The organism is Glutamicibacter sp. NPDC087583, from assembly GCF_044743685.1.
GTDB lineage: Bacteria > Actinomycetota > Actinomycetes > Actinomycetales > Micrococcaceae > Glutamicibacter.
In genome coordinates this window covers 874,655-895,590 of record NZ_JBIUWY010000001.1, presented here as the reverse complement: position 1 = coordinate 895,590, position 20,936 = coordinate 874,655, and the positions used below count along the sequence as shown (strand labels likewise).

Sequence of the window (20,936 nt, the reverse complement as noted above, 5' to 3'; positions counted from 1 at the left end):
AATGTTCGGCAACTGGAAGCCAACCAGCAGGTGTCGGGCGTTCTCCCGCTCACATTTAGTTGAAATGGCGCAACTAAAAGCGGAGAGTGAAGCTGTACCCCAAGGAGAATCATGGAACTGCAACGCATCACCGTTCTGGGCACTGGCGTGCTCGGCGCACAAATCATCTTCCAAACCGCCTACCACGGCTTGCCCGTCATCGGCTACGACATCAGCGAGCAAGCGCTGGCCGCCGCAAACCAGCGGCTGGATGCCCTGGTTGCGCAGTACGCCCAGTACTTCGGGAACCCGCAGAAGGCCCAATCCGCCCGCGAGTCCATCGAACTGACCAGCGATCTGGCCGACGCGGTGCGGGAGGCCGACCTAGTCATCGAGGCGGTGCCCGAGAATCTGGAGATCAAGGCGCAGACCTACCGGAAGCTGGCCGTGCTGGCCCCCGAACAGGCCATATTCGCCACCAATTCATCGACCCTGCTGCCCTCGGATATCGCCGAGTTCACTGGCCGCCCCGGACAATTCCTCGCCCTGCACTATGCCAACCGCATCTGGTCCAACAACACCGGCGAAGTCATGGGCACACCAGCAACCACCCCCGAAGCCTACGAAGCAGTGGTCGATTTCGCCGAGCGTACCGGGCTGGTCGCGATCCGGGTGCTCAAGGAGCAGCCGGGCTACGTGCTGAACTCGCTGCTGGTCCCCTTCCTGCAGTCCGCCAGCCACCTGCTGGTCAACGGGGTCGCCGATGCGCAGACCATCGACAAGACCTGGAAGCTGGGCACCGGAGCGCCGCATGGTCCGTTCGAGATCTACGACATCGTGGGGCTGAACACCGCCTACAACATTTCCCGTGCAGGCGATGCAACCAGCCAGAAGTTCGCCGAGCTGCTCAAGACCCAGTACATCGATCAGGGCAAGCTCGGCGCAGCGGCCGGCGAAGGGTTCTACAAGTACAACTAGCCGCCGCGGGGCGCGCCACCAGGCAGGGGCGCGCCCTCATCCCAGTCGGCCAGCGGCGGAAGGCTCTTCGGATCCGCTACTTCCAGTCCCACCACGATCCAGTTGTGGTCGAAATCCGTGCCTTCGGGAACATGCAGGGTATCGACCACCGGGACAGGGCCACCTGCCAGTCCCCCGGCCTTCGCCGCACGTTCATGATCCCGGTACTGGATGCGCACCACCCGGGCGGCGACTGCTGCCACGGGCACCCCCGTGCCATCGAAGGTGCCGTGGTCATCGAGCTCGAAGGAAATTTCCCCGCGCCCGTTGCGCACCTGGGCCAGCTGCCAGCGCACGTGATCTCCTACCGAAAACGCTGAATGGCAGCAGGCATGGAGCGCTCCGTAAATTTCTACTGTGATCTGCATGTTCGGCAATCTACCCGATAGGATTGCCAGGTGGCCCATATAGACGTGACAGACATCCAGTATTTCCTTTCCGACGGCACCCAGCTTCTGGGCGGCGCGGCCTTCAAGGTCACCGCCGGCTCCAAGACCGCGCTGATCGGACCCAACGGCACCGGCAAGACAACCCTGTTCAAGATCATCGCAGGAGACCTGAAGGCCGACGAAGGCTCCATCAACCGCACCGGCACCCTGGGCATCATGCGCCAGTTCGTCGGGCAGGTGCGCGACGACTCCACGGTGAAGGACCTGCTGCTGTCCACCGCCGCACCGGCTTTGGCCCAGGCCGCCGCCAAGGTCGCCGAGTACGAGGCCAAAATGCTCACCAGCGAGGACGAGAAAGTCCACATGCGCTACGCCGAGGCGATCATCGAGTGGGGCGACGCCGGCGGCTACGAGCTGGAAACCACCTGGGACAAGGTCTGCATGGCCGCCTTGGGCATCGGGTTCGACAAGGCCGGGGACCGGCTGGCGCGCACCCTGTCCGGCGGCGAGCAGAAGCGCCTGGTCCTCGAAGCGCTCTTCGAAGGCAACGACGAACTGCTGCTGCTCGACGAGCCGGATAACTACCTTGACGTGCCCGGCAAGCGCTGGCTGGAAGAGATCATGTCGCGCTCCAACAAGACCGTGCTGTTCATCAGCCACGACCGCGAGCTGCTGGACAACGCCGCCACCCGCATCGTGACCCTGGAACCGGGCCACGGCGGGGCCACCGCCTGGGTGCACGGCGGCGCGTTCGGCTCCTATGTGGAAGCCCGCAAGGAGCGCAACGAGCGCTTCGAGGAGCTGCGCAAGCGCTGGGACGAGGAGCACGCCAAGCTCAAGGAACTGGTCAACATGTACAAGACCAAGGCCGCGTTCCGTTCCGACATGGCCAACCGCTACCAGGCGGCCACCACCCGGCTGGAGAAGTTCCTGGAGGCCGGCCCGCCGCAGGCGATCCCGCTGGAGCAGAACGTGCAGATGCGGCTGAAGGGCGGGCGCACCGCCAAGCGCGCGGTCGTGGCCGAAAAGCTCGAGCTGACCGGGCTGATGAAGCCCTTCAATACCGAAATCTGGTTCGGCGACCGGGTGGGCGTGCTGGGTTCGAACGGCTCGGGCAAGTCGCACTTCCTGCGCCTGCTGGCCTCCGGCGGATCCGACCCGGAGCGCGAGCACCTGCCGGTCTCCGATGTGGTGATCGCCCCGGTGGCGCATGCCGGCACGGTGAAGCTGGGAGCGCGCATCCGCCCGGGCTACTTCGCCCAGACCCACAGCCGCCCGGACCTGTTTGGCCGCACCCTGCTCGAAATCCTGCACCGCGGCGACGAGCACCGCTCCGGAATGCCGCGCGAGGCAGCGGCCGGAGCGCTGGATGGCTACGGGCTGGCAGCGCAGTCCGAGCAGAAGTTCGAATCGCTCTCCGGAGGCCAGCAGGCGCGCTTCCAGATCCTGCTGCTGCAGCTCTCGGGGGCAACCCTGCTGCTGCTCGATGAGCCCACCGACAACCTGGACCTGCACTCGGGCGAAGCCCTGGAACGGGCCATCGACGCGTTCGAGGGCACGGTGCTGGCGGTGACCCACGACCGCTGGTTCGCCCGCGGCTTCGACCGCTTCCTGGTCTTCGGCTCCGACGGCACCGTCTACGAGTCCGACGAGCCGGTCTGGGACGAGGCCCGGGTGCAGCGCAAGCGCTAATCCCAGGGAACTGCCCGCGGGTATGGGTCCGGCACAATATGATGCCAAGCCCGTGCCTTCAGTTGCGCCTTCTGCGTTCTGCGGCGCGTTTGCACGCGGGACTAATGCTCGGGGTGCAGGTGAGAATGCGGGGCGTCCATCTGGTGCAGCAGCTGATGCACGCCGGGGTGCACCAGCTCCCAGCGGCGGTACTTTCCATCCCGCTGCACCTGAACTACCCCGGCCTTGCGCAACGTGGCCAACGACTGGGTCACGGTGTTTGCGCCCAGCTGCGCGGCATCGGCCAGCTGGGTGACCGAGGACAGCGGCGCGGCGTGCATGGCAATCAGTATTTTCATGCGGGTGGCATCCGCGCACAGGGCGAACACGTCGATCCAGTCCTGCAGCGATTCCTGCACTTCCTCCAGGGCGTTGGCGCCCACCTGGCCGCGCTCGGACTCAGGCATGCCGCCCCCGCGAAATAGTGGTTGGCAAAATCACCACGCAACCCCTCATCTGTGTGATCAAACACCTGTAGTCTGTGAACATCTACCCCACGCACCGCTCGGAAGGACCTCGTTCGTGCACAGCTACGTCCGGCGCGCCGCACTGATGCTCCCCATCCTACTGGCCACCGCAGGCTGCCAGGCCGCCGTCCCCAGCGACGACGTGCTGCTGCTGACCCCTGCGCTGCCCGAAACCCTGAATCCGCTGGCAGGTTTCGACAACAACGGTACGGGCAAGATCAACGAATCGCTGTATACCCTGGACGGGGAAACTGGCAGCCTGCCGAATTTGGTGCCGCTGCTGGCCGAGGGCGAACCGCAGATCAGCGCCGACGGGCTGCGCTGGAGCATTGCGCTGCAGCCCGGCATCAGCTTCAGCGACGGCAGCGGCTTCGACGCCGGGGATGTGGCCGCCAGCTACCGGGCCATCCTGGACCCCGCCAGTGCCTCGCCCATCGCCGGCGTGCTGGAAAACCTCGATACGGTGCGTGCCGTGGACGAGCACACCGTCGAATTCACGCTCAAGGAGCCCCAGGTCTCCTTCAAGACCGCACTGCTGATCGGCATCGCCCCCGAAGAACTGATCGCCGACGGGCCGGTGAGCAATTCCAGCCTGAACCGCACCCCGGTGGGTACCGGCCCCTACACGGTGCAGAAATTCGATTCCGCCCAGCTGGTGCTGGGTGCCAATCCCGACTACCGTTCCGGCGCCCCCGACGTGGCCCGGGTGGTCTACGAGCAGTCAGCCGACGACAACGCCCGCTCGCAGGCACTGGCAGGCGGCGGCTACACCGGCACCGTGCTGCCTCCGCGGCTAGCGGCCAGCTTCGCGGATCGCGACGGGTTCGAGGTGGTCACCGCAACCAGCGCGGACTGGCGCGGCATCTCGCTGCCCGCCGACCACCCGTTCACCGCCGATCCTTCCGTGCGCCTGGCGCTGAACCTGCTGGTGGACCGCCAAGCGCTGATCGACGGGGTGCTGGCGGGCTCCGGGCGCCCTGCCTACACCTTCGTCCCGGCCCAGTACGGCAAGGCCTACAACTCTGACGCCGTGTTCGCCCACGACCCCCAGCGGGCCGAGCAGCTGCTGGAGCAGTCGGGGTGGACGCTGGACGGCTCGATGCGCTCCAAGGACGGCCAGGACGCCGCATTCACGATCATGTACAACCCGGGCGACACGCTGCGACGGGACCTGTCCCTGGCCTTGGCCGCCCAGCTCAAGGAGCACGGCATCACCGCCGAGGTCGTGCCCGCCACCTTCGACGAAGCCGAGCCGCGCATCGGCACGGACGCGCTGATGCTGGGCGGCGGCGACACCCCTTACGATGTGGACACCCAGCTCTACAAGATGCTGCATTCAAGCTACCCGGAGGACGGCGCCTACTACGACAACCCCAGCCGCTACGCGGACGCGGCGATGGACCGGCTGCTGCACATCGGCCGGACCAGCACCGACCCAACGGCCCGCGACCAGGCCTACCGCAAGGTCCAGGAACTTTACGTCAAGCAGCCATCGATGCTGCTGCTGGCCTTCACCGACCACAACTACGTGCAGCGCAGCGACGTCCATGAGACGTGGAACACCGCCGGCACCCTGCTCGAACCCCATGACCACGGCACCGCATGGGGCCCGTGGGTGAAAATCGGCCAGTGGACCGGCAAATGAGCCTGACCGTCCTGCGCCCGCGAGGCGTGCCGCGGCTGCCAAGAGCCGGGCTGCTGGTGCTCCGCCGGATGCTGCTGGCCATCCCGCTGACCGCGGGGCTGACCGCAGTGGTGTTCTTCTTGGCTTCCGTCGCCCCGTTCAATCCGCTGGCTGCCTATCTGGGCAGCCGCTACGAGCACACCGGCGCCGCCGAACGCGCGGCCCTGCGCGCCGAGCTGGGCCTGGACGACTCCTGGTTCGGTGCCTGGCTCGGCTGGCTGGGCTCGGCGGTGCACGGCGAGCTGGGCACCTCGCGCATGCTGGCCCGGCCGGTCACCGAGGTGCTCGCCGAGCGCGTGCCCTATACCCTGCTGCTGATGCTTGCCGGGCTGCTGCTTGCCGTGGTGCTCGCGGTACTGCTGGCCTGTGCCGCTGGTCTGTGCCGCGGCGGGTTGGCCGACCGCGCCACCACCTGGATCGCCCAGCTGGCCCAGGCCATCCCGCCCTTCGTGCTGGCGCTGGTGTTCATCGCTGTGTTCTCGCTGCGGCTCGGGCTTCCCACCGGCGGCGTGGCGCCTCCAGGGCAGGAGCCGACCGCCGGGTCGCTGGCCGTGCACCTGCTGCTGCCGGCCACGGTGATGGCCATCAGCCTGCTGCCCTGGCTGGTGCTGAACCTGCGGGCCTCCATGTTCGATCTGCTGGACTCGGATGCGGTTCTCGCGGCTCGCGGACGCGGCGAGGGAGCCGGACGGATCTTGGTGCTCGAGGTGCTGCCCGGCGCCCTGCTGCCCTTCATCACGGTGATCGGCTCCCGCCTGGGCGAACTGATCACCGGAGCGCTGCTGGTTGAAACGGTGTTCGGCTGGCCCGGGATTGCCTCGGCGGTGATCGATTCCGCGGTGTCCGCGGACTTCGCGCTGCTGGCCGCGGTGACCGCCTGCTCGGCGCTGGCCGTGTTCCTGGGCAATGCCCTGGCCGACGCCGGCTACCTGCTGCTTGATCCGCGGGTGGGCGATGTCTAGCATCATCCGTGATTCCCGCTTGCTGCCGCTGGGCATCATCCTGCTGGCCGTGGTTTATGCGGTGCTCGTTCCGTTCTTCTCCCCCGAGGCGGTGGAGAACATCGACCTGGCCGCGGTGTACCTGCCGCCGGGGGCCGAGCATTTCTTCGGCACCGATCAGCTCGGGCGCGACGTGTGGGTGCGGGCCGCGGCCGCGCTGCGGCTGTCGATGCTGCTCGCCGTCGCATCGGCGCTGTCCTCCACGCTGCTGGGGGTGCTGGCCGGAACCCTGTCCGCCACCGCCGGCGGGCTGGTGGACCGGATCATCACCCGGCTGGTAGACAGCGTCAGCGCGATCCCGCACCTGCTGCTGGGTGTGGTGATCCTGGCGCTGTGGCCCGGGCAGGGGTGGGCGATCATCCTGTCCATCGCGCTGACCCACTGGACCCAGGTGGCGCGTATCGTTAGGGCCAGGCTGTTGGCCGAACGGGAGGCCGGATACGTCAAGCTCAGCCGGGCCTCCGGCGCCCGGCCGCTGGCGCTGTGGTGCACGCACCTGATTCCCGCGGTGCTCCCGCAGGCGGGCATCGCCGTGGTCCTGCAGCTGCCCCATGCCATCTGGCACGAATCCGCGCTGTCCTTCCTAGGCGTGGGGCTGCCGCCACAATCCGCGTCGCTGGGTTTGCTGCTGGAGGACGCCCGCACAGGCATCCTGGTCGGCGCTTGGTGGATGCTGGTGTTCCCGGCCGCGCTGCTGGTGCTGCTCAGCTGGTCCTTTGCCGCCCTGGCGCACCCACAGCCGCAACGCCGCCGCTCCGCGCGGCGCCTCGATTCTCTCGCTCCGCGACGAAAGGGCGGTGCCGCAGAAAAAGCCGATGGGCATCCGCTTCCACGGGGCGCAGGCTTGGTCTTGCGGGGATTGTCGGTATGGAGCAAGGATGATTCCCCAGAACGCTCCGTGCTGCTGGATAACGTCAGCTTCACTGCCGCCGCCGGAGCGGTCAACGTGGTCATGGGTGCCTCGGGCGCAGGAAAGACCATGCTGCTGCGCGCCGCCGCCGGGCTACTGCCTCAATCGCTGGAATCCACCGGCAGCGTCCTCGTGCCGGGAACCGCTGGCGGGCCCTGCCATGCCCCCAAGCTGGGTGAAGATCTGGTTTTCATTCCCGGGTCGGCGGCCACGGCGCTGAACCCGGTGCTCAGCGTGGGCACCGCCTTGCGCCGCGTACGCAGGAGCCACGGCCTGGACAGCTCGCCGGCCGCGCTGGCGGCGGTGTTCAAGGACTTCGAACTGGTTCCCGAACTGCTCCATCGCTACCCGCACGAGCTGTCCGGAGGCCAGGCCCAGCGTGTAGTGCTGGCCCTGGGCTTGGCATCCCGCGCCAGCTGCGTTGTGCTGGACGAGCCCACCAGCGCCCTGGATGCGGATACCGCGGCGGCCATCGCTCGGATCCTGCGCCGCTTGGCGGACACCGGGTGCACCATCGTTATGGTCACCCACGACGCTGAACTGGCCGCGGAACTCGCCGACACGCTGACCGTGGTCAGTGATGGGCAAGTGCTCGCATCCGCTTCCGGCGACGGGCAGGTCATCCCGGAATTGGAGGATAGCACCCCATGAGCCTTGAATTGTCTGCGGTGAGCCACCGCTATGCCAAGAACGTCCCCAGAATCCTGGATCAACTGGACCTGGAGGTCACGTCCGGCTCGGTGATCGGTCTGGTCGGGCCCTCGGGTGCCGGGAAGTCCACCCTGCTGGCCATCGCGTCGCTGATGCTGGCCCCGACAGAGGGCAAGCTGCGCATCGACGGCCAAGCGGTACCTGCCCGAGGGCACGTCCCGGCCGAACTGCGCCAGCGCATCGGCATCCTGCCGCAAAACCCGCGCAGCTTCGCGAACCCCCGGCTCGCCCTGGGCGCGATCATGGCCGAGCCGTTAGCCCTGCGCGACGGGCTGGCGTTCCCCCGTCCGGGCCGCTATCGCCGCGAGCTGGAGGAACTGGCCCGGGAGGCGAGCCTTGAACCGGCGCTGCTGGAGCGGAAGCCCGGGCAGGTTTCCGACGGGCAGCTGCAACGAGCCCTGCTGGGCAGGGCGTTGGCCCTGGACCCGGCGCTGCTGGTGTGCGACGAGCCGACGTCAGCCCTGGATCCCGGCACCACTGCGCAGATCTTCACGGTGCTGCGTGAGCGGGCTCGAGCCGGGGCGGCGGTGCTCATCGCCTCCCACGACAATGCCTCGCTGGCCGAGCACTGCGATTCGATCCACCAGCTGTCGGCGCTGCGGCGCCCAGACCAAGGGGCACTACTTGGACTCCCCGCCCAAATGCCAAGCGATGATGTCGAGCGCAGGTAGCGGTGTAATCGGCACGTCGGGCTCCACCAACTGGGGAATTTCCAGCCAGAATTCGTGGTGGCCCTGCAGATCAGCCTGCACCTCTGGCAGCCAAGCCAGAATGAAAACGCGGTCGGAGCGCTTGTTGTCCCCTAGCATCCGTTCCTGATGCAGCCTGCGCACCTGGCGGCCAAAGAGTGGAATCAGCTCGGGATTTTGCGATGCACCACCATGGCCAGTTTATCGGATTGACTTGTGGGGTCCGCGGCTAGTCAAGGACACCAAAATGATCAGCAATAGCGTCAAGCTGCGGTTGGCCTGCGTCGCTCAGCGCTCCGGACAGGCACAGGTACGGCATTTATTGGCGAATTGTGCCGGCGCACCGCCGCCCTGTGACCTCGCCGGGATGCGAAACGGCCGCCGGGATCCCCTGCGGGAGGAACGTCGGCGGCCGTTGGATCAATTCCGGAACAGGCTAGTACTTGCGCAGGTTCACCGGCTGCTGTCCGCGCAGCTCGATGCGCAGCTGGTTCACGAGGGCGTGCAGCACCGCATTCGCCGATTCCGTGGAGCCTCCCAAGGTGCGTACCGCAAGACCGGGCACCGGGGCCTGGGAAATGCCCACAGAAATTCCGTCGCGCTGCTGCCCGGCGATCTCGTAGGCCAGTTCGCGCAGGCGAGCGACCATTGCCGCGTCGATGCGCGGGTCGATGGCCAGCAGCATGCCCACGTGGGTGGATTCCTGCAAGTACAGCAGCGAGTCGATGGAATCCTTGCCCGGCTTCACCCACAGGTTATCCAGCGCCCCGAGCCGCCCGTCCAGGTGGACCTCGGTGCGCAGGCGCAGCTGCTCGTAGCTGAACCGGCTGCCGTCCGGGCTCCAGCCCGGGGTGAGGACCTCGCACAGCACCAGCGAGGCATCGGCGGCCATGTGCACCTCGGTGCGCTGGAAGTAGCTGGCGTCCTTATAGGCGATCAGCTGGTCCGGCAGGTATTCGAGCACCGCGCCGGGTTCCAGCCTGATGCGCATGTCCTGCTGCGCCGGGCCCTGCGGGGTGCGGTAGACCTTGGTGGCGGACTGGGTGGTCAGCAGCAGGCTGCTGCCCTCGGCCACACGGATCTCGATGCCGTACTTGTCGGCGCCCAGGTAGCCGCCGCCGGGGTTCACGATGGTGTAGCAGACCTGGGCGGTGTCATCGAGGTAATGCGGGCGCAGCACGCGCAGCGCCCCCTGGTGGTATTGCCGCAGCGCGATGTCCTTCCCGGCCCGCGAGCCGACGTGCAGCCGCAGCTCGCCGACCAGGCCATCCGGGAACGGACTGGGCTCCAGCCCGGAGCCCAAGCCCGGGCTCGAAGCGGCCACTACGCCAGGTCCGTCATCAGCACGTCGTGCTTCAGCCACGCGATGACCTTCTCCAGCCCCTCGTCGGTCTTCAGGTTGGTGAAGCAGAAGGGCTTGTCCCCGCGGAACTGCTTGGAATCCGACTCCATCACCGACAAATCCGCGCCCACGTACGGGGCCAGGTCGGTCTTGTTGATGATGAACAGGTCGGACTTGATCATGCCCTGCCCGGCCTTGCGCGGGATCTTCTCGCCCTGGGCCACGTCGATGATGTAGATGGAGAAGTCCACCAGCTCCGGGGAGAACGTGGCCGAGAGGTTGTCCCCGCCGGATTCGACGAAGATCACCTGCAGGTCAGGGTGCTTGGCTTTCAGCTCCTCGATGGCCGCGGCGTTCATCGAGGTGTCCTCGCGGATCGCGGTATGCGGGCAGCCGCCGGTTTCGATGCCGACGATCCGATCCAGCGGCAGCACGCCGTTGGCGGCCAGGATCTTGGCGTCCTCGATGGTGTAGATGTCGTTGGTGATCGCCGCCATGGAGATCTCGTGCTCCAGGGCCCGGGTGATGCGTTCAATCAGCTGGGTCTTGCCGGCACCGACTGGTCCGCCGATGCCAATCTTGATGGGTTCCATGGGTATTTCCTCGAATCTGTTGGGGCCGCAGGTGCGCGGCGGGGTCAGGACATGAACATGCGGGCGCGCTGGTGCTCGTGGCGCATCTGGGCGATTTCCAGCCCGGGCGCCGCGGCGCCCAGATCCATCTCCTCCAGGGTGAAGATCGCCGCGACGGCGTCCGCCACCGGTTCGTGCATCGCCCGGATCACCCGCTGGCCGGCGTCCTGGCCCAGCGGGATGGCGCGGATCGCATTCTGCGTCAGGCTGGTCACCGTGGAGAACAAGTAGCTGCCCAGCGCGTCGGCCACCGGGGCGCCGGCCCCGCGGGCACCCAGGGCGAAGGCGATGGCCGGGTGCCCGGCGCACTGCCCGCTGCGCACGCTGCGCGCATAGGCCGCCACGTCCGCGGTGGGGAACGCCGAGTTGGCCACGGCGAGCATCCGCGCGCCCATCTTGGTGGCTGCCTCGCGCAGCTGGCGGGGCAGGGCCGAGGCATGGATCAGCGCGTCGAGCTGCGCGATCCGCTCCTGGTCCGGCGCCTCATAGGCCAGGCGCAGCAGCAGCCCGTCGGTATAGGCCAGGGCCTGGGACAGGAACTGGTGCAGCCACGTCGCGAAGCTGGCCTCGTCGTGCACCTGCCCGGACTCCAGGTAGCTCTCCATGCCGAAGGAGTGGCTGAACGCGCCGGTGGGCAGTGCCGAGTCCGATAGCTGGAGCAGCGTGAGCAGGTGCGGGGCGCTAGTGGGTGTGCTCGGCATGGCGGAAGGGCACGGGCATAACCCGTTCCTGGCGCTGGTAGGGCGCGTCGTGGTGCTTGAGGAAGTCCTCGACGGTGTGGTCGTACTGCACCACCATCACCTCGGCGCAATACTCCGAGTCGGCGCCGAAGAACTGCGCCTGCAGGTGCCGGTTGCCCAGCGAGTGGGCGATCACGCCCATCTCCAGCACCGCGCGCGGGGCGATGACCAGCACGTCGGTGGGCAGCACCGACACGCTGATCACTTCGGTCTCCGAGAGGAACAGGATGTCCCCGTCACGCAGATCCGGGCCCGGGGCCAGGCGCAGGCCCAGCTCCCGCCCGTGGTCGGTCTTCACGCGCTGGATGCGCTTGACCAGCTCGGCGCTGGGCAGCACCACCTTTTCGTGGTGCCGCCCGGCCAGCTGCTCGGGCTGCTCGTGGAGGTTGCCCACGAGTTCGTCGATAATCATCTATCCCCTTGGTGGTTGGCGGGCCGGCTAGAACAGGAAGTAGCGCTGGGCCATGGGCAGCTCGTCCGAGGGCTCGCAGGTGGCCAGTTCCCCGTCGACGAACACCTCGTAGGTCTGCGCATCCACCTGGATATCCGGGGTGGCTCCGTTGTGCTTCAGATCGGACTTCACCAAATCGCGGATGCCGTGGCAGGGGCGGATCACCTTGCGCAGGCGCAGGCGCTCGGGGATGCCCTCTTCGATCGCTGCCTTGGACAGGAAGGTGATCGAGGAGGCGTGGACCGCGCTGCCCAGGGCACCGAAGTTCAGCCGCAGCGTGCGCGGCTGCGGGGTCGGGATCGAGCCGTTGGAATCGCCCATCAGCGACTGGACGATCAGCCCGCCCTTGATCACCATTTCCGGCTTGACGCCGAAGAAGGCCGGATCCCAAAGTACCAGGTCGGCAAATTTGCCTTCCTCGACGCTGCCGATGGAGTCGGCGATGCCGTGGGCGATGGCCGGGTTGATGGTGTACTTGGCGACATAGCGCTTCAGCCGCTGGTTATCGCCGATCTCCGGGTCGCCTTCCAGCTTGCCGCGCTGGCGCTTCATCGCGTCGGCCACCTGCCAGGTGCGCAGCACCACTTCGCCCACGCGGCCCATGGCCTGCGAGTCAGAGGAGGTGATGGAGAAGACCCCCATGTCGTGCAGCACGTCCTCGGCGGCGATGGTCTCGGGGCGGATCCGCGAATCGGCGAAGGCCACGTCCTCGGGGATGTCCGGGTTCAGGTGGTGGGCCACCATGAGCATGTCCAGGTGCTCGTCCACGGTGTTCGTGGTGAACGGCAGGGTCGGATTGGTCGAGGCCGGCATCACATTGGGCAGCGCGGCCATGCGGATGATATCCGGGGCGTGCCCGCCACCGGCGCCTTCGGTGTGGAAGGTGTGGATCACCCGGCCGGCGATCGCTTCGATGGTGTCCTCCACGAAGCCGCATTCGTTCAGCGTATCGGCGTGGATGGCCACCTGCACGTCGAACTCGTCGGCGACCTTCAGCGAGTTGTCGATGGACGAGGTGGTCGCACCCCAGTCCTCGTGGATCTTCAGGCCGATCGCGCCGGCGCGGATCTGCTCGGCCAGCGGTGCGCGGTCGCTGGCGTGCCCCTTGCCCAGCAGCCCGATGTTGATCGGCAGGTTCTCCACCGCCTGCAGCATCCTTGCGATGTGCCATGGGCCCGGGGTGAGGCTGGTTGCCTTGGACGCGTCCGAAGGACCGGCGCCGCCGCCGATCAGCGTGGTAGTGCCGTTGGCCAAGGCGACTGGCACCTGGTCCGGGGAAACGAAGTGGATGTGCGTGTCGATCGCTCCGGCGGTGAGGATCTTGTGCTCCCCGGCGATCACGTCGGTGGACGCGCCGATGACGATATCCACCCCGTCGGAGATGTCCGGGTTGCCGGCCTTGCCGATCTTGAAGATATGCCCGTCGCGCAGGGCGACATCGGCCTTGTAGATGCCGGTGTAGTCCAGCACCACCACATTGGTGATCACCGTGTCGGGCACATCCTGGTCGCGGGTGACGCGGCCGTTCTGCCCCATGCCGTCGCGGATGACCTTGCCGCCGCCGAAGACCACTTCTTCGCCGTAGGTGGTGTAGTCGTGCTCGATCTCGGCCAGCAGCTCGGTATCCGCCAAGCGGATGGCATCCCCCGTGGTCGGCCCGTACATTTCCGAGTACTGCTTGCGGGTCAGCTCGAAGCCCATGCCTAGTTCTCCTGCTCTTCGTCGGCGGCCGAGGACTTGCCGGCGTTTTCCGCCTCTGCTGCAAGCCGTGCCTCATGCGGCTGCGGCGGGAGATTCTCGTCGACCGGGTCCACGCCGAAGGTGGTGCCCAGCCCGGAGGCCGCATCGCCCTGGTTGGGAAGGTCGATGCTGTAGTCTTCGACGACCTCGGCCTCGCGCTCGGCATCGATGCCTGCGGTGCCGCCGATCGCGTCCGTTTCAACGGCCGGGACCGGCAGGCCCAGCGGCCCGTTGATCCGGTCCTGGAAGCCGTGCACCTCGCGGGCTCCGGAGAATTCGACCAGGTGGACGGTGCGTGCATCGCCCGGCTCGAAGCGCACTGCGGTGCCGGCGGGAATATCGAGCCGGAATCCGCGCGCGGCCACTCGGTCGAACTCCAGCTGCGAGTTGACTTCGGCGAAATGGTAATGCGAGCCGACCTGCACCGGCCGGTCCCCGCGGTTCACCAGGTTCAGGATGCGGGTTTGCTGCTGTGCATTGCAGGCGATGGGTTCATCGCGCAGGATGTATTCTCCCGGGATCATGATCTGTGCCTTTCTGCGCAGAGGGAACTAGCGAATGGGGTTGTGGACGGTGACCAGCTTGGTCCCGTCGAGGAAGGTCGCTTCGACCTGGACTTGGTCCACCATTTCCGCAATGCCATCCATGACGTCTTCGCGGCGGAGGATCGTGGTCCCGTAGCTCATCAATTCAGCCACGGTCCGTCCGTCGCGGGCCCCTTCGATCAATTCGTAGGTGATGACCGCGACGGCCTCCGGGAAGTTCAGCTTCAGTCCACGCGCCTGTCGTCGGCGTGCCAGATCGGCGGCGACGACGATCATCAGCTTCTCTTGCTCCCTCGGCGTTAAATGCATCGACAATTCCCCGTTCAAGAGTGTTTAAGAGTGTCCACCAAGATCGCTGAATTCCGGCCAGAAAACGCCGTAACAGCTGTGGATATGGCTAGAATAGCAGACCTTCGGAAAAGGTTTTTTCGACCCGGAATCCATCCATAAAACAACCATTGACAAAATTTATCCACCCAAGTCAAAGAAGTTTTCACGGAAAACAACCCGAACCTCTCCAGCGCGTCGAAAAGCCACGACTTTCCATTCCAGCACAATGCAACGTTCCCCGGGGATTTAATTCCGGATTCCCTGCCTGTTTCCAGCCATGGCTCCGGCAGGAAACTGCTCCCGCTCGGTCCTCCAGGGCGACCGGGAGCAGTTTCCATGCACCGGGCCCGATGCGTCATTCCACGAGCTTGCCTGCCTGCGATACCTCGGTGATCAGCGCGGCCACTTCCGCAGGCACTTCGGGGATCGGCTCACGGGTGATGCCCTCAGGCGACCAGATGAGGTTCACCTGCAGCTGCGGATCGGTGTGCGGATAGTCACTGCGGTTATGGCAGCCGCGGGTTTCCCGGCGCTCCAGCGCCGACTCCAAGGTGGCGCGCGCGGCCAGAGCCGAGGACTTCAGGTCGAAGGCGTGGCACAGGTCCTGGTAGCCGGCGATGTCCGGGTGGATGCCCACCCGCGCCATCCGCGCTTCGACCTCTGCCAGTTTCTCCAGCCCCAGCTTCAGCCCCGCCTCCTCGCGCACGACTCCGGCGTGCTGGGTCATGATGTCGCGGATCGCCCGCTGCAGGGACCGGACATTTTCCTGCCCATCGGCGGCCAGCAGCCGGTCCACTTCCCCGCGCGCCTTCTCGATGGCCGCCTGCGAACGCGGCTGGGAAGTGAGCGCACGCGAATACCGGGCAGCTCCCTGCCCGACGATCCGGCCGAAGACCAGCAGCTCGATCAGCGAGTTGCCGCCCAGCCGGTTGGCCCCGTGCAGGCCCGAGGAGGCTTCACCGATCGCGTACAGGCCGGGGACCGCCGTCTCATGGGTGAGCGGGTCCACCTGCACCCCGCCCATGGAATAGTGCGCCGTCGGGGCGATCTCGATCTTCTGCTCGGTAATGTCCAGCATCTGCTCCTCGAGCAGCGTCTGGTAGACCCGGGGCAGCCGTTCCATGATGGTGGCCCGGGGCAGGTGCGAGACATCCAGCCAGACCCCGCCCTTGGCGGTGCCGCGCCCGGCGGCGATCTCGGTGTAGGCGGCCAGGGCGACCCGGTCGCGGGTGGACAATTCCATGCGCTGGGGATCGTAGCGCTCCATGAAGCGTTCGCCCATGGCGTTGGTCAGGATCCCGCCTTCGCCGCGGGCCGCCTCGGAGACCAGGGTCCCGGCCACCGATTCGGGTTCGATGATGCCCGAGGGGTGGAATTGTACGAGCTCGGCATCGCGCAGCCGGGCACCGGCCTCCACGGCCAGGCGGAAGGCGTCGCCGGTGTTCTCGTCGCGCCGCGAGCTGCTGCGCCGCCAGATGCGGGTGTGGCCGCCGGCGGCCAGGATGACCGCGTCGGCATGGATCAGGTACCCGGTGCCGTCGTTGACGTCGAAGCCGTAGGCGCCGAAGATCCGCCCCTCGGCGACCAGCAGCTCGGTGATATAGACCGAGTCCAGGATCGGGACCTGCAGCTGCTGCGCACGGCGGACCAGGGTGCGCTGGATTTCCAGCCCGGTGTAGTCCCCAGCGAAGGCGGTGCGCCGGAATTTGTGGGCACCGAAGAAGCGCTGGGAGATCCGGCCGTCGGTTTCGCGGGCGAAGTTCATGCCGTAGCGTTCCAGGTCCTCGATGCCGCGGGCCGCGCCTTGGGCGACCACCTGCACGGTGCGCGGATCGGCCAGGTAGTAGCTTTCCTTGATGGTGTCCGCCGCGTGCTGCTGCCAGCTGTCCTCGGCGTCCATCGTGCCCAGTGCGGCGTTGATGCCGCCGGCGGCCAGCGCGGTGTGCGCGTCGTGGCGCGGGCGCTTGCCCACGGCCAGCACGTCGGTGCCCGATTCTGCCAGCTCGATGGCCGCGCGCAAGCCTGAACCACCGGTGCCGATGACCAGTACGGAGGTGGATATCTGCTGTTCGTTTCTCATGGTTTCCAGCATCGCCCCGCGCCCAGAATACGTCCAATGAATTATTGGCATGATGTTGATAGCAGTAGGCTATGCACCATGAACCTAGAGCAATTGCGCGGCTTCACCGCCATCGCCGAAGTGGGGCACTTCACCCGGGCCGCCGAGCAGCTGCACCTGGCCCAGCCATCGCTCAGCCGGCAGATCGCCACGCTGGAACAGGAACTGGGCTCCGAGCTGTTCCACCGGGCCCGCGGCAACATCACGCTTACCGCCGCCGGGCAGGCATTGCTGCCCCGTGCGCGCCGGATGCTGGCCGACGAGGAGTCCATCCGCACCGAAATGGCCGACCTGGCCGGGCTGCATCGCGGGCGGGTGCGCCTGGGCGCCCCGCCTACCCTGTGCGTGTCGCTGGTCGCCGAGGCGCTGTCCATCTTCCGCACCCGCTACCCCGGGGTGCAACTGCAGATTTTCGAAGCGGGCTCGCACAAGCTGCTGGAGCAGCTGGACGGCGGCGCACTGGATCTGGCGCTCATCGTGACCTCGGAGCATGCGGTGAACGACAACCATCTGGAGAACCTGCCGCTGCTCGAAGAGGAATTGGTGGTCATCGACGCACTGGAGCACCCGCACCTAGCTGGCCAGGAGCTTGATTTGCGCGCGTTGGCTCCGGTGCCCCAGCTGGCCTTCTCGCACAGCTACGATCTGCGCGCCAGCACCGCCCTGGCCTACAAGAACGCCGGCCTGGTGCCCAATATCGTCGTGGAAGGCGGGGAGATGGACGCGGTGCTGCGCTTCGTGCAGCGCGGGCTCGGAGTCGCCGTGGTTCCGGCGACGGTGGCGCTGGACGCTCCGGGAGTGCGCTCCATTGCCTTGCGCGAACCGCTGGCCCGCACCATCGGGCTGGCGCACCGGCGCGATGTCTCATTGACCCGAGCCGCCGCGGCCATGGCGCAGCTGCTGGCCGAAACCGCGCAGCAGCTGGCCGCCGGCCACGGGCAAATCAACTCCCTAGCTTGATCCCCAGGTGGCTGGCCATCGCCTCGGCGAGCAGGCTCAGCTGCAGCGCACTGATCCGTGCCCCGCGCAACCCGTCGACCCCCTCAACCTGGGCGAAGTCCAGCCCCTGCAGGTCGACCTCGCGCAATTGCGCCCCGGCAGCGGTAATTTGCCCGGCCCGCGAATCGACGAAGCCCAGGCGCTGGATCTGCCCGCCCAGGTCGATCTCCTCGAATTGGCAATTGACGAAGAGCACATCGCGCACCGTTGCACCGCGCAAATTCAGCCAGCCGAATTTGCAGTTCTCGAATACCACGCCATCGAGCTGGGCCTCGGCGAAATCCGCGGAACCGAAGCGGCTGTGGGTCACCCGCACATCGTTGAGGAACGCACCAGCGGCTTGCAGGGCGGGAGCCCCGGATTGGTCCAGTTCGCACTGGATTAGCCGAGCATTGCGCAAGGCCTCGATCTGCACGGAGCTGAAACGGCATTCCTCCAGCCGCGCGCCATCGGCCGCCAGCGGCTCATCGAAATCCCTGAAGTGCAGCAGTTCAACGTAGTCGTCGCCCAGATCCCCGCGGTAGCCAGGGGCCAGTTCGGGCAGGGTGAAGCGTCGGATTCTCGGTGCCAATGCGCGTCCTTAAAGTGCTTGCTTCGCAGCCAGGTTCCCGGCCACGTCATCCAGTGCCGCATCCAGGTGCGGCCAGCGGAACTCGTACCCGGTCCCCTGCAGCACCCCGGGCAGCGCCCAGCGGGACTTGAGCAGCATTTCCGGTTCCACGCGCAGCACGAACATGGCCGGCTCCAGCATCCAACGATACGCGGGCAGCCCGAATTTCGCGCCGGTGGCGCGGCGCAGCGAGGCCATCAGCGCCCGGTTGGCAACCGGGTTCGGCGAGCTGAGGTTGACCGGGCCGGTGATTTCGCGGTGGTCGATGATATGCCCGATCGCGCCGATCGCATCATCGACATGGATCCAGCTGAAGCGCTGGTTCCCGCGCGTGCGGTGCCAGCCGCTGCGTTCGGCTCCGCTCGGATCCGGGCCGATGCCGCGGTAGCGCCGATGCGCCGGCCACCAGCTATCGTGCTGCGCCCCGCCCAGCCCCAGCCGCGCGACGGCAAGCAGCTTGCGCGTGGCCGGGCCGTCGCCGAGCACGATGGCCATGCGCAGGGCGACCCGGCGCGTGGGCAGCTCGCCGCGGAAGAACTCGCGTTCCCAGTTGCGCGCCACATCCACCGAGAACCCTTCGCCGATCCGGCCGTCTTCGGTGTTCGGCGCATCCATGCTGTGCCGGTAGATGGTCGCGGTGGACGCGTTCAGCCACAGCGCCGGCGGATCAGCGGCCTGGGACACTGCCTCGTGCAGCGCGCGGGTCGTGTCCACGCGCGAGGCGAGGATCTCGTTGCGCGCCGCCTCGTGATAGCGGCAGCCGACATTCTTCCCGGCCAGATTGACCAGCAGTTCTGCACCATCGATGAGTGCCGCCAGCGCCGGGCCATCGCCCCACTGCGCATCCGCTGTCCGGCCGCGGCCGATGACCGCCACCTGGTATCCAGCCCCGCGCAGCTGCGCGATCAGCCGTTCGCCAATGAACCCGCTGGCTCCTGCCACTACCGCCCGCCGTGCAGCGCTCTGCATCGTTCCCCGCTCAGAAGTCGTTGATCACCAGTTTCTTCATCTTCAGCATATGCTCGAATGCGCCGGGTCGCTCCATCAGCTCGCCCATGTTCGAGGGCACGATCTGCCAGCTCACCCCGAATTTGTCGGTCAGCCAGCCGCAGGCCTCGGCTTCAGGCACCGCGGACAGCGCCTCCCAGACGCGGTCGATCTCCGCCTGGCCATCGCATGGCCATTCCAGCGAGACGCCGGGAGTGAAGGTGAAGTCCTGCGGCACGGCCGAATCCATGGCCGCAACGCTATCCTCGCCGAGCGTGAATTGGGCGTACATCAGCGCTTCGGCGGTAGCGGCTTCGGTCGGCTCCCCGTACGGGAAGGCGCTGTCCAGTTTCGCGCCGAGCACCTGGCTGTAGTACTCGATGGCCTCGACCGCGCGGTTCTGGGCCGCACCGCCGAACATCAGCGCAGGAAAGACCGAGGCGCGCGGCTCAACGGGCTCATCGGACTCCATCAGCTGCCAGGAGACACCGTACTTGTCGTTCACCCAGCCGTAGCGCGCGCTGAACGGGTAGGTGTCCAGCGGCATCAGCGCCGTGCCGCTCTCCAGCAGCGCGGCCCAGGTGGCATCGAGGGACTCGCGCTGGCCGGCGTTGAAGACCACGATGATCGAGATCGCCGGATTCGGCATGAATTCCTGGCCCGCGTTGATCAGCGTGATCTTGGTTCCCCGCACCCACAGCGAAACGGTCAGCGCCTTGCCGGCGAAGGGTTCCTGGAATTCCAGCAGGCCCTCGGTGGGATAGCGCGATTCGACTTCGGTTTTTGCCTCTGGCAGGGCGCGGGCATAGAATTCCCCCGCTTCCTCTGCAGTGCCTTGCATCCATAAATTGACGGTGAGCTTTTGCATGACGGTCCTCCTAGCTGGGCGATGCTCCAAAGCTACCCCGCAGGGCCCTCCAGCAACAGATGGGCCAGCGAACTTTCAGCCCCGATTCATCTGCTCGTCCCGCGTTGTTCGCCCGGTGAACTCGTCCATCGAGCGGTATACGCCGATAACCTTGCCGGCCACGAAATCCCAGGCCGGTCGCGGCAGCACGCCGCGCAGCAGCTGGCCCAGCTTGCTGGTCCACGGCATCAGCACCAGCGGCGTGCCGGCAAGCATCGCCCGCCACGCCCGGTCCACCACGACTTCCGGCTCCAGGATCGGGGTCAGCAGCATCGGCTTGGCGCCCGCGAACATGCCGGTGCTGATATAGGTCGGGCAAATGGTGCTCACGGCGATCTGGTCGTTGCCTTCCAGCTCCAGCCGCAGCGAATCGCTGAAGGACAGGGCCGCAGCCTTGGAGGCCGCGTAGACGCTCATATTCGGGTTGGACACCAGCGCGGCCGCCGAGGCGATGGTCAGCACCCGGCCCTTGCCCCGTCGGCCCAGCTGCGGAAGCAGGGCGTGGGTCAAGTACATCGGGGCGAGCGCGTTCACCTGCATGGCCGCGGTGATCTGCGCGGTGCTGTGCTTCGCGAAGGAGGTGCCGGTGACCACCCCGGCGTTGTTGACCAGCACGTCGATTCCCCCGCCCTCCACCGCCGTGGCGGCGTAGCGCTGGATTTGGCTCTGGTCGGCAAGGTCCACCACATGGGTCTCGACAGTGCCGCCGAGCTGGCGCAGCTCCTCGGCAGCCGCGTCGAGCTTGGCCGCGTCGATGTCCCAGATGACCACCCGTGCCGCGCCCTCGAGGCAAGCCTGCCTGGCGAAAAGCAAACCCATGCCCTGCGCGGCCCCGGTGACAAGGACGTGCAAACCGGCTACCGACTGGAGAGGTGTCTTGCCCATCAGTGAACTCCTTGAGGATCAGTATGGCAACAGCCTAGCCTGTGGCGCGGATTACACTTGGCTCATTTTCA

At 66.9% G+C, this 20,936-nt stretch carries 22 protein-coding genes; 7 read left to right on the top strand and 15 right to left on the bottom strand.

All coding sequences use genetic code 11. The annotated features are described in order from the left end of the window. The first annotated feature begins 111 nt into the window (after positions 1–111). Complete coding sequence (locus ACIOU9_RS04270; protein ID WP_219844345.1) at positions 112–957, top strand: 3-hydroxyacyl-CoA dehydrogenase; 846 nt, start codon at positions 112–114, stop codon at positions 955–957. Here ACIOU9_RS04270 and ACIOU9_RS04265 read toward each other — a convergent pair. Next, on the bottom strand, positions 954–1,364 hold the full coding sequence (locus tag ACIOU9_RS04265; RefSeq protein ID WP_332488767.1) for a hypothetical protein: 411 nt from the start codon (positions 1,362–1,364) through the stop codon (positions 954–956). The two genes, ACIOU9_RS04270 and ACIOU9_RS04265, sit on opposite strands and share 4 nt — an antisense overlap. A gap of 30 nt (positions 1,365–1,394) precedes the next feature. Here ACIOU9_RS04265 and ACIOU9_RS04260 point away from each other — a divergent pair, with 30 nt between their 5' ends. Further along, on the top strand, positions 1,395–3,077 hold the full coding sequence (locus ACIOU9_RS04260; protein ID WP_105661405.1) for an ABC-F family ATP-binding cassette domain-containing protein: 1,683 nt from the start codon (positions 1,395–1,397) through the stop codon (positions 3,075–3,077). A 101-nt stretch (positions 3,078–3,178) separates the two neighbouring features. Here ACIOU9_RS04260 and ACIOU9_RS04255 read toward each other — a convergent pair whose 3' ends face one another. Further along, a complete protein-coding gene (locus ACIOU9_RS04255; RefSeq protein WP_105658520.1) occupies positions 3,179–3,523 on the bottom strand; it encodes a helix-turn-helix transcriptional regulator in 345 nt (114 codons plus the stop codon). A gap of 115 nt (positions 3,524–3,638) precedes the next feature. Between ACIOU9_RS04255 and ACIOU9_RS04250 the strand changes: the two genes are divergently transcribed. From ACIOU9_RS04250 to ACIOU9_RS04235, 4 genes are read left to right on the top strand one after another with little or no spacing between them, the layout of a single operon-like run. Beyond that, the gene (locus ACIOU9_RS04250) at positions 3,639–5,228 is read left to right on the top strand and encodes an ABC transporter substrate-binding protein (RefSeq protein WP_332488771.1); all 1,590 of its coding nucleotides are present in this window, start codon (positions 3,639–3,641) and stop codon (positions 5,226–5,228) included. Next, positions 5,225–6,229, top strand: coding sequence for an ABC transporter permease (locus ACIOU9_RS04245; RefSeq protein ID WP_105661406.1), 1,005 nt, complete (start codon positions 5,225–5,227; stop codon positions 6,227–6,229). The genes ACIOU9_RS04250 and ACIOU9_RS04245 overlap by 4 nt, the downstream gene beginning before the upstream one ends. After that, positions 6,222–7,829, top strand: coding sequence for an ABC transporter permease subunit (locus ACIOU9_RS04240; protein ID WP_402696120.1), 1,608 nt, complete (start codon positions 6,222–6,224; stop codon positions 7,827–7,829). The genes ACIOU9_RS04245 and ACIOU9_RS04240 overlap by 8 nt, the downstream gene beginning before the upstream one ends. Further along, positions 7,826–8,560, top strand: a complete 735-nt coding sequence (locus ACIOU9_RS04235) for an ATP-binding cassette domain-containing protein (protein ID WP_332728451.1) — start codon at positions 7,826–7,828, stop codon at positions 8,558–8,560. The genes ACIOU9_RS04240 and ACIOU9_RS04235 overlap by 4 nt, the downstream gene beginning before the upstream one ends. On the opposite strand, the gene ACIOU9_RS04230 is transcribed toward ACIOU9_RS04235, so the two are convergent. The 9 genes from ACIOU9_RS04230 to ACIOU9_RS04190 form a co-directional block, all read right to left on the bottom strand. Next, positions 8,510–8,698, bottom strand: coding sequence for a hypothetical protein (locus tag ACIOU9_RS04230; RefSeq protein WP_105658516.1), 189 nt, complete (start codon positions 8,696–8,698; stop codon positions 8,510–8,512). The two genes, ACIOU9_RS04235 and ACIOU9_RS04230, sit on opposite strands and share 51 nt — an antisense overlap. Positions 8,699–9,014: 316 nt before the next feature. Further along, on the bottom strand, positions 9,015–9,941 hold the full coding sequence (locus ACIOU9_RS04225; RefSeq protein ID WP_286134328.1) for an urease accessory protein UreD: 927 nt from the start codon (positions 9,939–9,941) through the stop codon (positions 9,015–9,017). Continuing rightward, on the bottom strand, positions 9,902–10,513 hold the full coding sequence (gene ureG / locus ACIOU9_RS04220) for an urease accessory protein UreG (protein ID WP_105658515.1): 612 nt from the start codon (positions 10,511–10,513) through the stop codon (positions 9,902–9,904). Before ureG ends, ACIOU9_RS04225 begins: the two co-directional genes overlap by 40 nt. 44 nt (positions 10,514–10,557) lie before the next feature. Then, positions 10,558–11,253: an urease accessory protein UreF gene (locus tag ACIOU9_RS04215; RefSeq protein ID WP_105658514.1), complete on the bottom strand. Its 696-nt coding sequence runs from the start codon at positions 11,251–11,253 to the stop codon at positions 10,558–10,560. Then, entirely contained in the window at positions 11,234–11,704 is a 471-nt protein-coding gene (gene ureE, locus ACIOU9_RS04210; protein WP_402696116.1) for an urease accessory protein UreE, read from the bottom strand. The genes ACIOU9_RS04215 and ureE overlap by 20 nt, the downstream gene beginning before the upstream one ends. Positions 11,705–11,731: 27 nt before the next feature. Next, positions 11,732–13,444: an urease subunit alpha gene (ureC, locus tag ACIOU9_RS04205; RefSeq protein WP_332488784.1), complete on the bottom strand. Its 1,713-nt coding sequence runs from the start codon at positions 13,442–13,444 to the stop codon at positions 11,732–11,734. A 2-nt stretch (positions 13,445–13,446) separates the two neighbouring features. Continuing rightward, positions 13,447–14,007, bottom strand: coding sequence for an urease subunit beta (locus tag ACIOU9_RS04200; protein WP_402696114.1), 561 nt, complete (start codon positions 14,005–14,007; stop codon positions 13,447–13,449). Positions 14,008–14,034: 27 nt separating this feature from the next. Further along, complete coding sequence (locus ACIOU9_RS04195) at positions 14,035–14,337, bottom strand: urease subunit gamma (RefSeq protein WP_105658537.1); 303 nt, start codon at positions 14,335–14,337, stop codon at positions 14,035–14,037. Positions 14,338–14,713: 376 nt separating this feature from the next. Further along, entirely contained in the window at positions 14,714–16,438 is a 1,725-nt protein-coding gene (locus ACIOU9_RS04190) for an FAD-binding protein (protein ID WP_402696112.1), read from the bottom strand. Positions 16,439–16,516: 78 nt separating this feature from the next. On the opposite strand from ACIOU9_RS04190, the gene ACIOU9_RS04185 reads away from it, so the two are divergent. After that, positions 16,517–17,437: a LysR family transcriptional regulator gene (locus tag ACIOU9_RS04185; RefSeq protein WP_105658510.1), complete on the top strand. Its 921-nt coding sequence runs from the start codon at positions 16,517–16,519 to the stop codon at positions 17,435–17,437. On the opposite strand, the gene ACIOU9_RS04180 is transcribed toward ACIOU9_RS04185, so the two are convergent. From ACIOU9_RS04180 to ACIOU9_RS04165, 4 genes are all read right to left on the bottom strand, one after another. Continuing rightward, positions 17,421–18,047, bottom strand: a complete 627-nt coding sequence (locus ACIOU9_RS04180; RefSeq protein WP_105661413.1) for a pentapeptide repeat-containing protein — start codon at positions 18,045–18,047, stop codon at positions 17,421–17,423. The genes ACIOU9_RS04185 and ACIOU9_RS04180 overlap by 17 nt on opposite strands. A gap of 9 nt (positions 18,048–18,056) precedes the next feature. Then, positions 18,057–19,055, bottom strand: coding sequence for an epimerase (locus ACIOU9_RS04175; protein ID WP_105661414.1), 999 nt, complete (start codon positions 19,053–19,055; stop codon positions 18,057–18,059). Positions 19,056–19,065: 10 nt separating this feature from the next. After that, entirely contained in the window at positions 19,066–19,941 is an 876-nt protein-coding gene (locus ACIOU9_RS04170; RefSeq protein ID WP_332488789.1) for a VOC family protein, read from the bottom strand. Between the two features lie 75 nt (positions 19,942–20,016). After that, complete coding sequence (locus ACIOU9_RS04165; RefSeq protein WP_105661416.1) at positions 20,017–20,865, bottom strand: SDR family oxidoreductase; 849 nt, start codon at positions 20,863–20,865, stop codon at positions 20,017–20,019. Positions 20,866–20,936 lie beyond the last annotated feature (71 nt).

Excerpts from the sequence above, each read along its gene's own strand:
- ureG (WP_105658515.1), bottom strand. The coding sequence starts at position 10,513 with ATGGAACCCATCAAGATTGGCATCGGCGGACCAGTCGGTGCCGGCAAG.
- ACIOU9_RS04270 (WP_219844345.1), top strand. The coding sequence starts at position 112 with ATGGAACTGCAACGCATCACCGTTCTGGGCACTGGCGTGCTCGGCGCA.
- ACIOU9_RS04245 (WP_105661406.1), top strand. The coding sequence starts at position 5,225 with ATGAGCCTGACCGTCCTGCGCCCGCGAGGCGTGCCGCGGCTGCCAAGA.
- ACIOU9_RS04240 (WP_402696120.1), top strand. The coding sequence starts at position 6,222 with ATGTCTAGCATCATCCGTGATTCCCGCTTGCTGCCGCTGGGCATCATC.
- ACIOU9_RS04215 (WP_105658514.1), bottom strand. The coding sequence starts at position 11,253 with ATGCCGAGCACACCCACTAGCGCCCCGCACCTGCTCACGCTGCTCCAG.
- ACIOU9_RS04175 (WP_105661414.1), bottom strand. The coding sequence starts at position 19,055 with ATGCAGAGCGCTGCACGGCGGGCGGTAGTGGCAGGAGCCAGCGGGTTC.
- ACIOU9_RS04265 (WP_332488767.1), bottom strand. The coding sequence starts at position 1,364 with ATGCAGATCACAGTAGAAATTTACGGAGCGCTCCATGCCTGCTGCCAT.
- ureE (WP_402696116.1), bottom strand. The coding sequence starts at position 11,704 with ATGATTATCGACGAACTCGTGGGCAACCTCCACGAGCAGCCCGAGCAG.
- ACIOU9_RS04255 (WP_105658520.1), bottom strand. The coding sequence starts at position 3,523 with ATGCCTGAGTCCGAGCGCGGCCAGGTGGGCGCCAACGCCCTGGAGGAA.
- ureC (WP_332488784.1), bottom strand. The coding sequence starts at position 13,444 with ATGGGCTTCGAGCTGACCCGCAAGCAGTACTCGGAAATGTACGGGCCG.
- ACIOU9_RS04235 (WP_332728451.1), top strand. The coding sequence starts at position 7,826 with ATGAGCCTTGAATTGTCTGCGGTGAGCCACCGCTATGCCAAGAACGTC.
- ACIOU9_RS04165 (WP_105661416.1), bottom strand. The coding sequence starts at position 20,865 with ATGGGCAAGACACCTCTCCAGTCGGTAGCCGGTTTGCACGTCCTTGTC.
- ACIOU9_RS04230 (WP_105658516.1), bottom strand. The coding sequence starts at position 8,698 with ATGCTAGGGGACAACAAGCGCTCCGACCGCGTTTTCATTCTGGCTTGG.
- ACIOU9_RS04195 (WP_105658537.1), bottom strand. The coding sequence starts at position 14,337 with ATGCATTTAACGCCGAGGGAGCAAGAGAAGCTGATGATCGTCGTCGCC.
- ACIOU9_RS04185 (WP_105658510.1), top strand. The coding sequence starts at position 16,517 with ATGAACCTAGAGCAATTGCGCGGCTTCACCGCCATCGCCGAAGTGGGG.
- ACIOU9_RS04170 (WP_332488789.1), bottom strand. The coding sequence starts at position 19,941 with ATGCAAAAGCTCACCGTCAATTTATGGATGCAAGGCACTGCAGAGGAA.
- ACIOU9_RS04200 (WP_402696114.1), bottom strand. The coding sequence starts at position 14,007 with ATGATCCCGGGAGAATACATCCTGCGCGATGAACCCATCGCCTGCAAT.
- ACIOU9_RS04190 (WP_402696112.1), bottom strand. The coding sequence starts at position 16,438 with ATGAGAAACGAACAGCAGATATCCACCTCCGTACTGGTCATCGGCACC.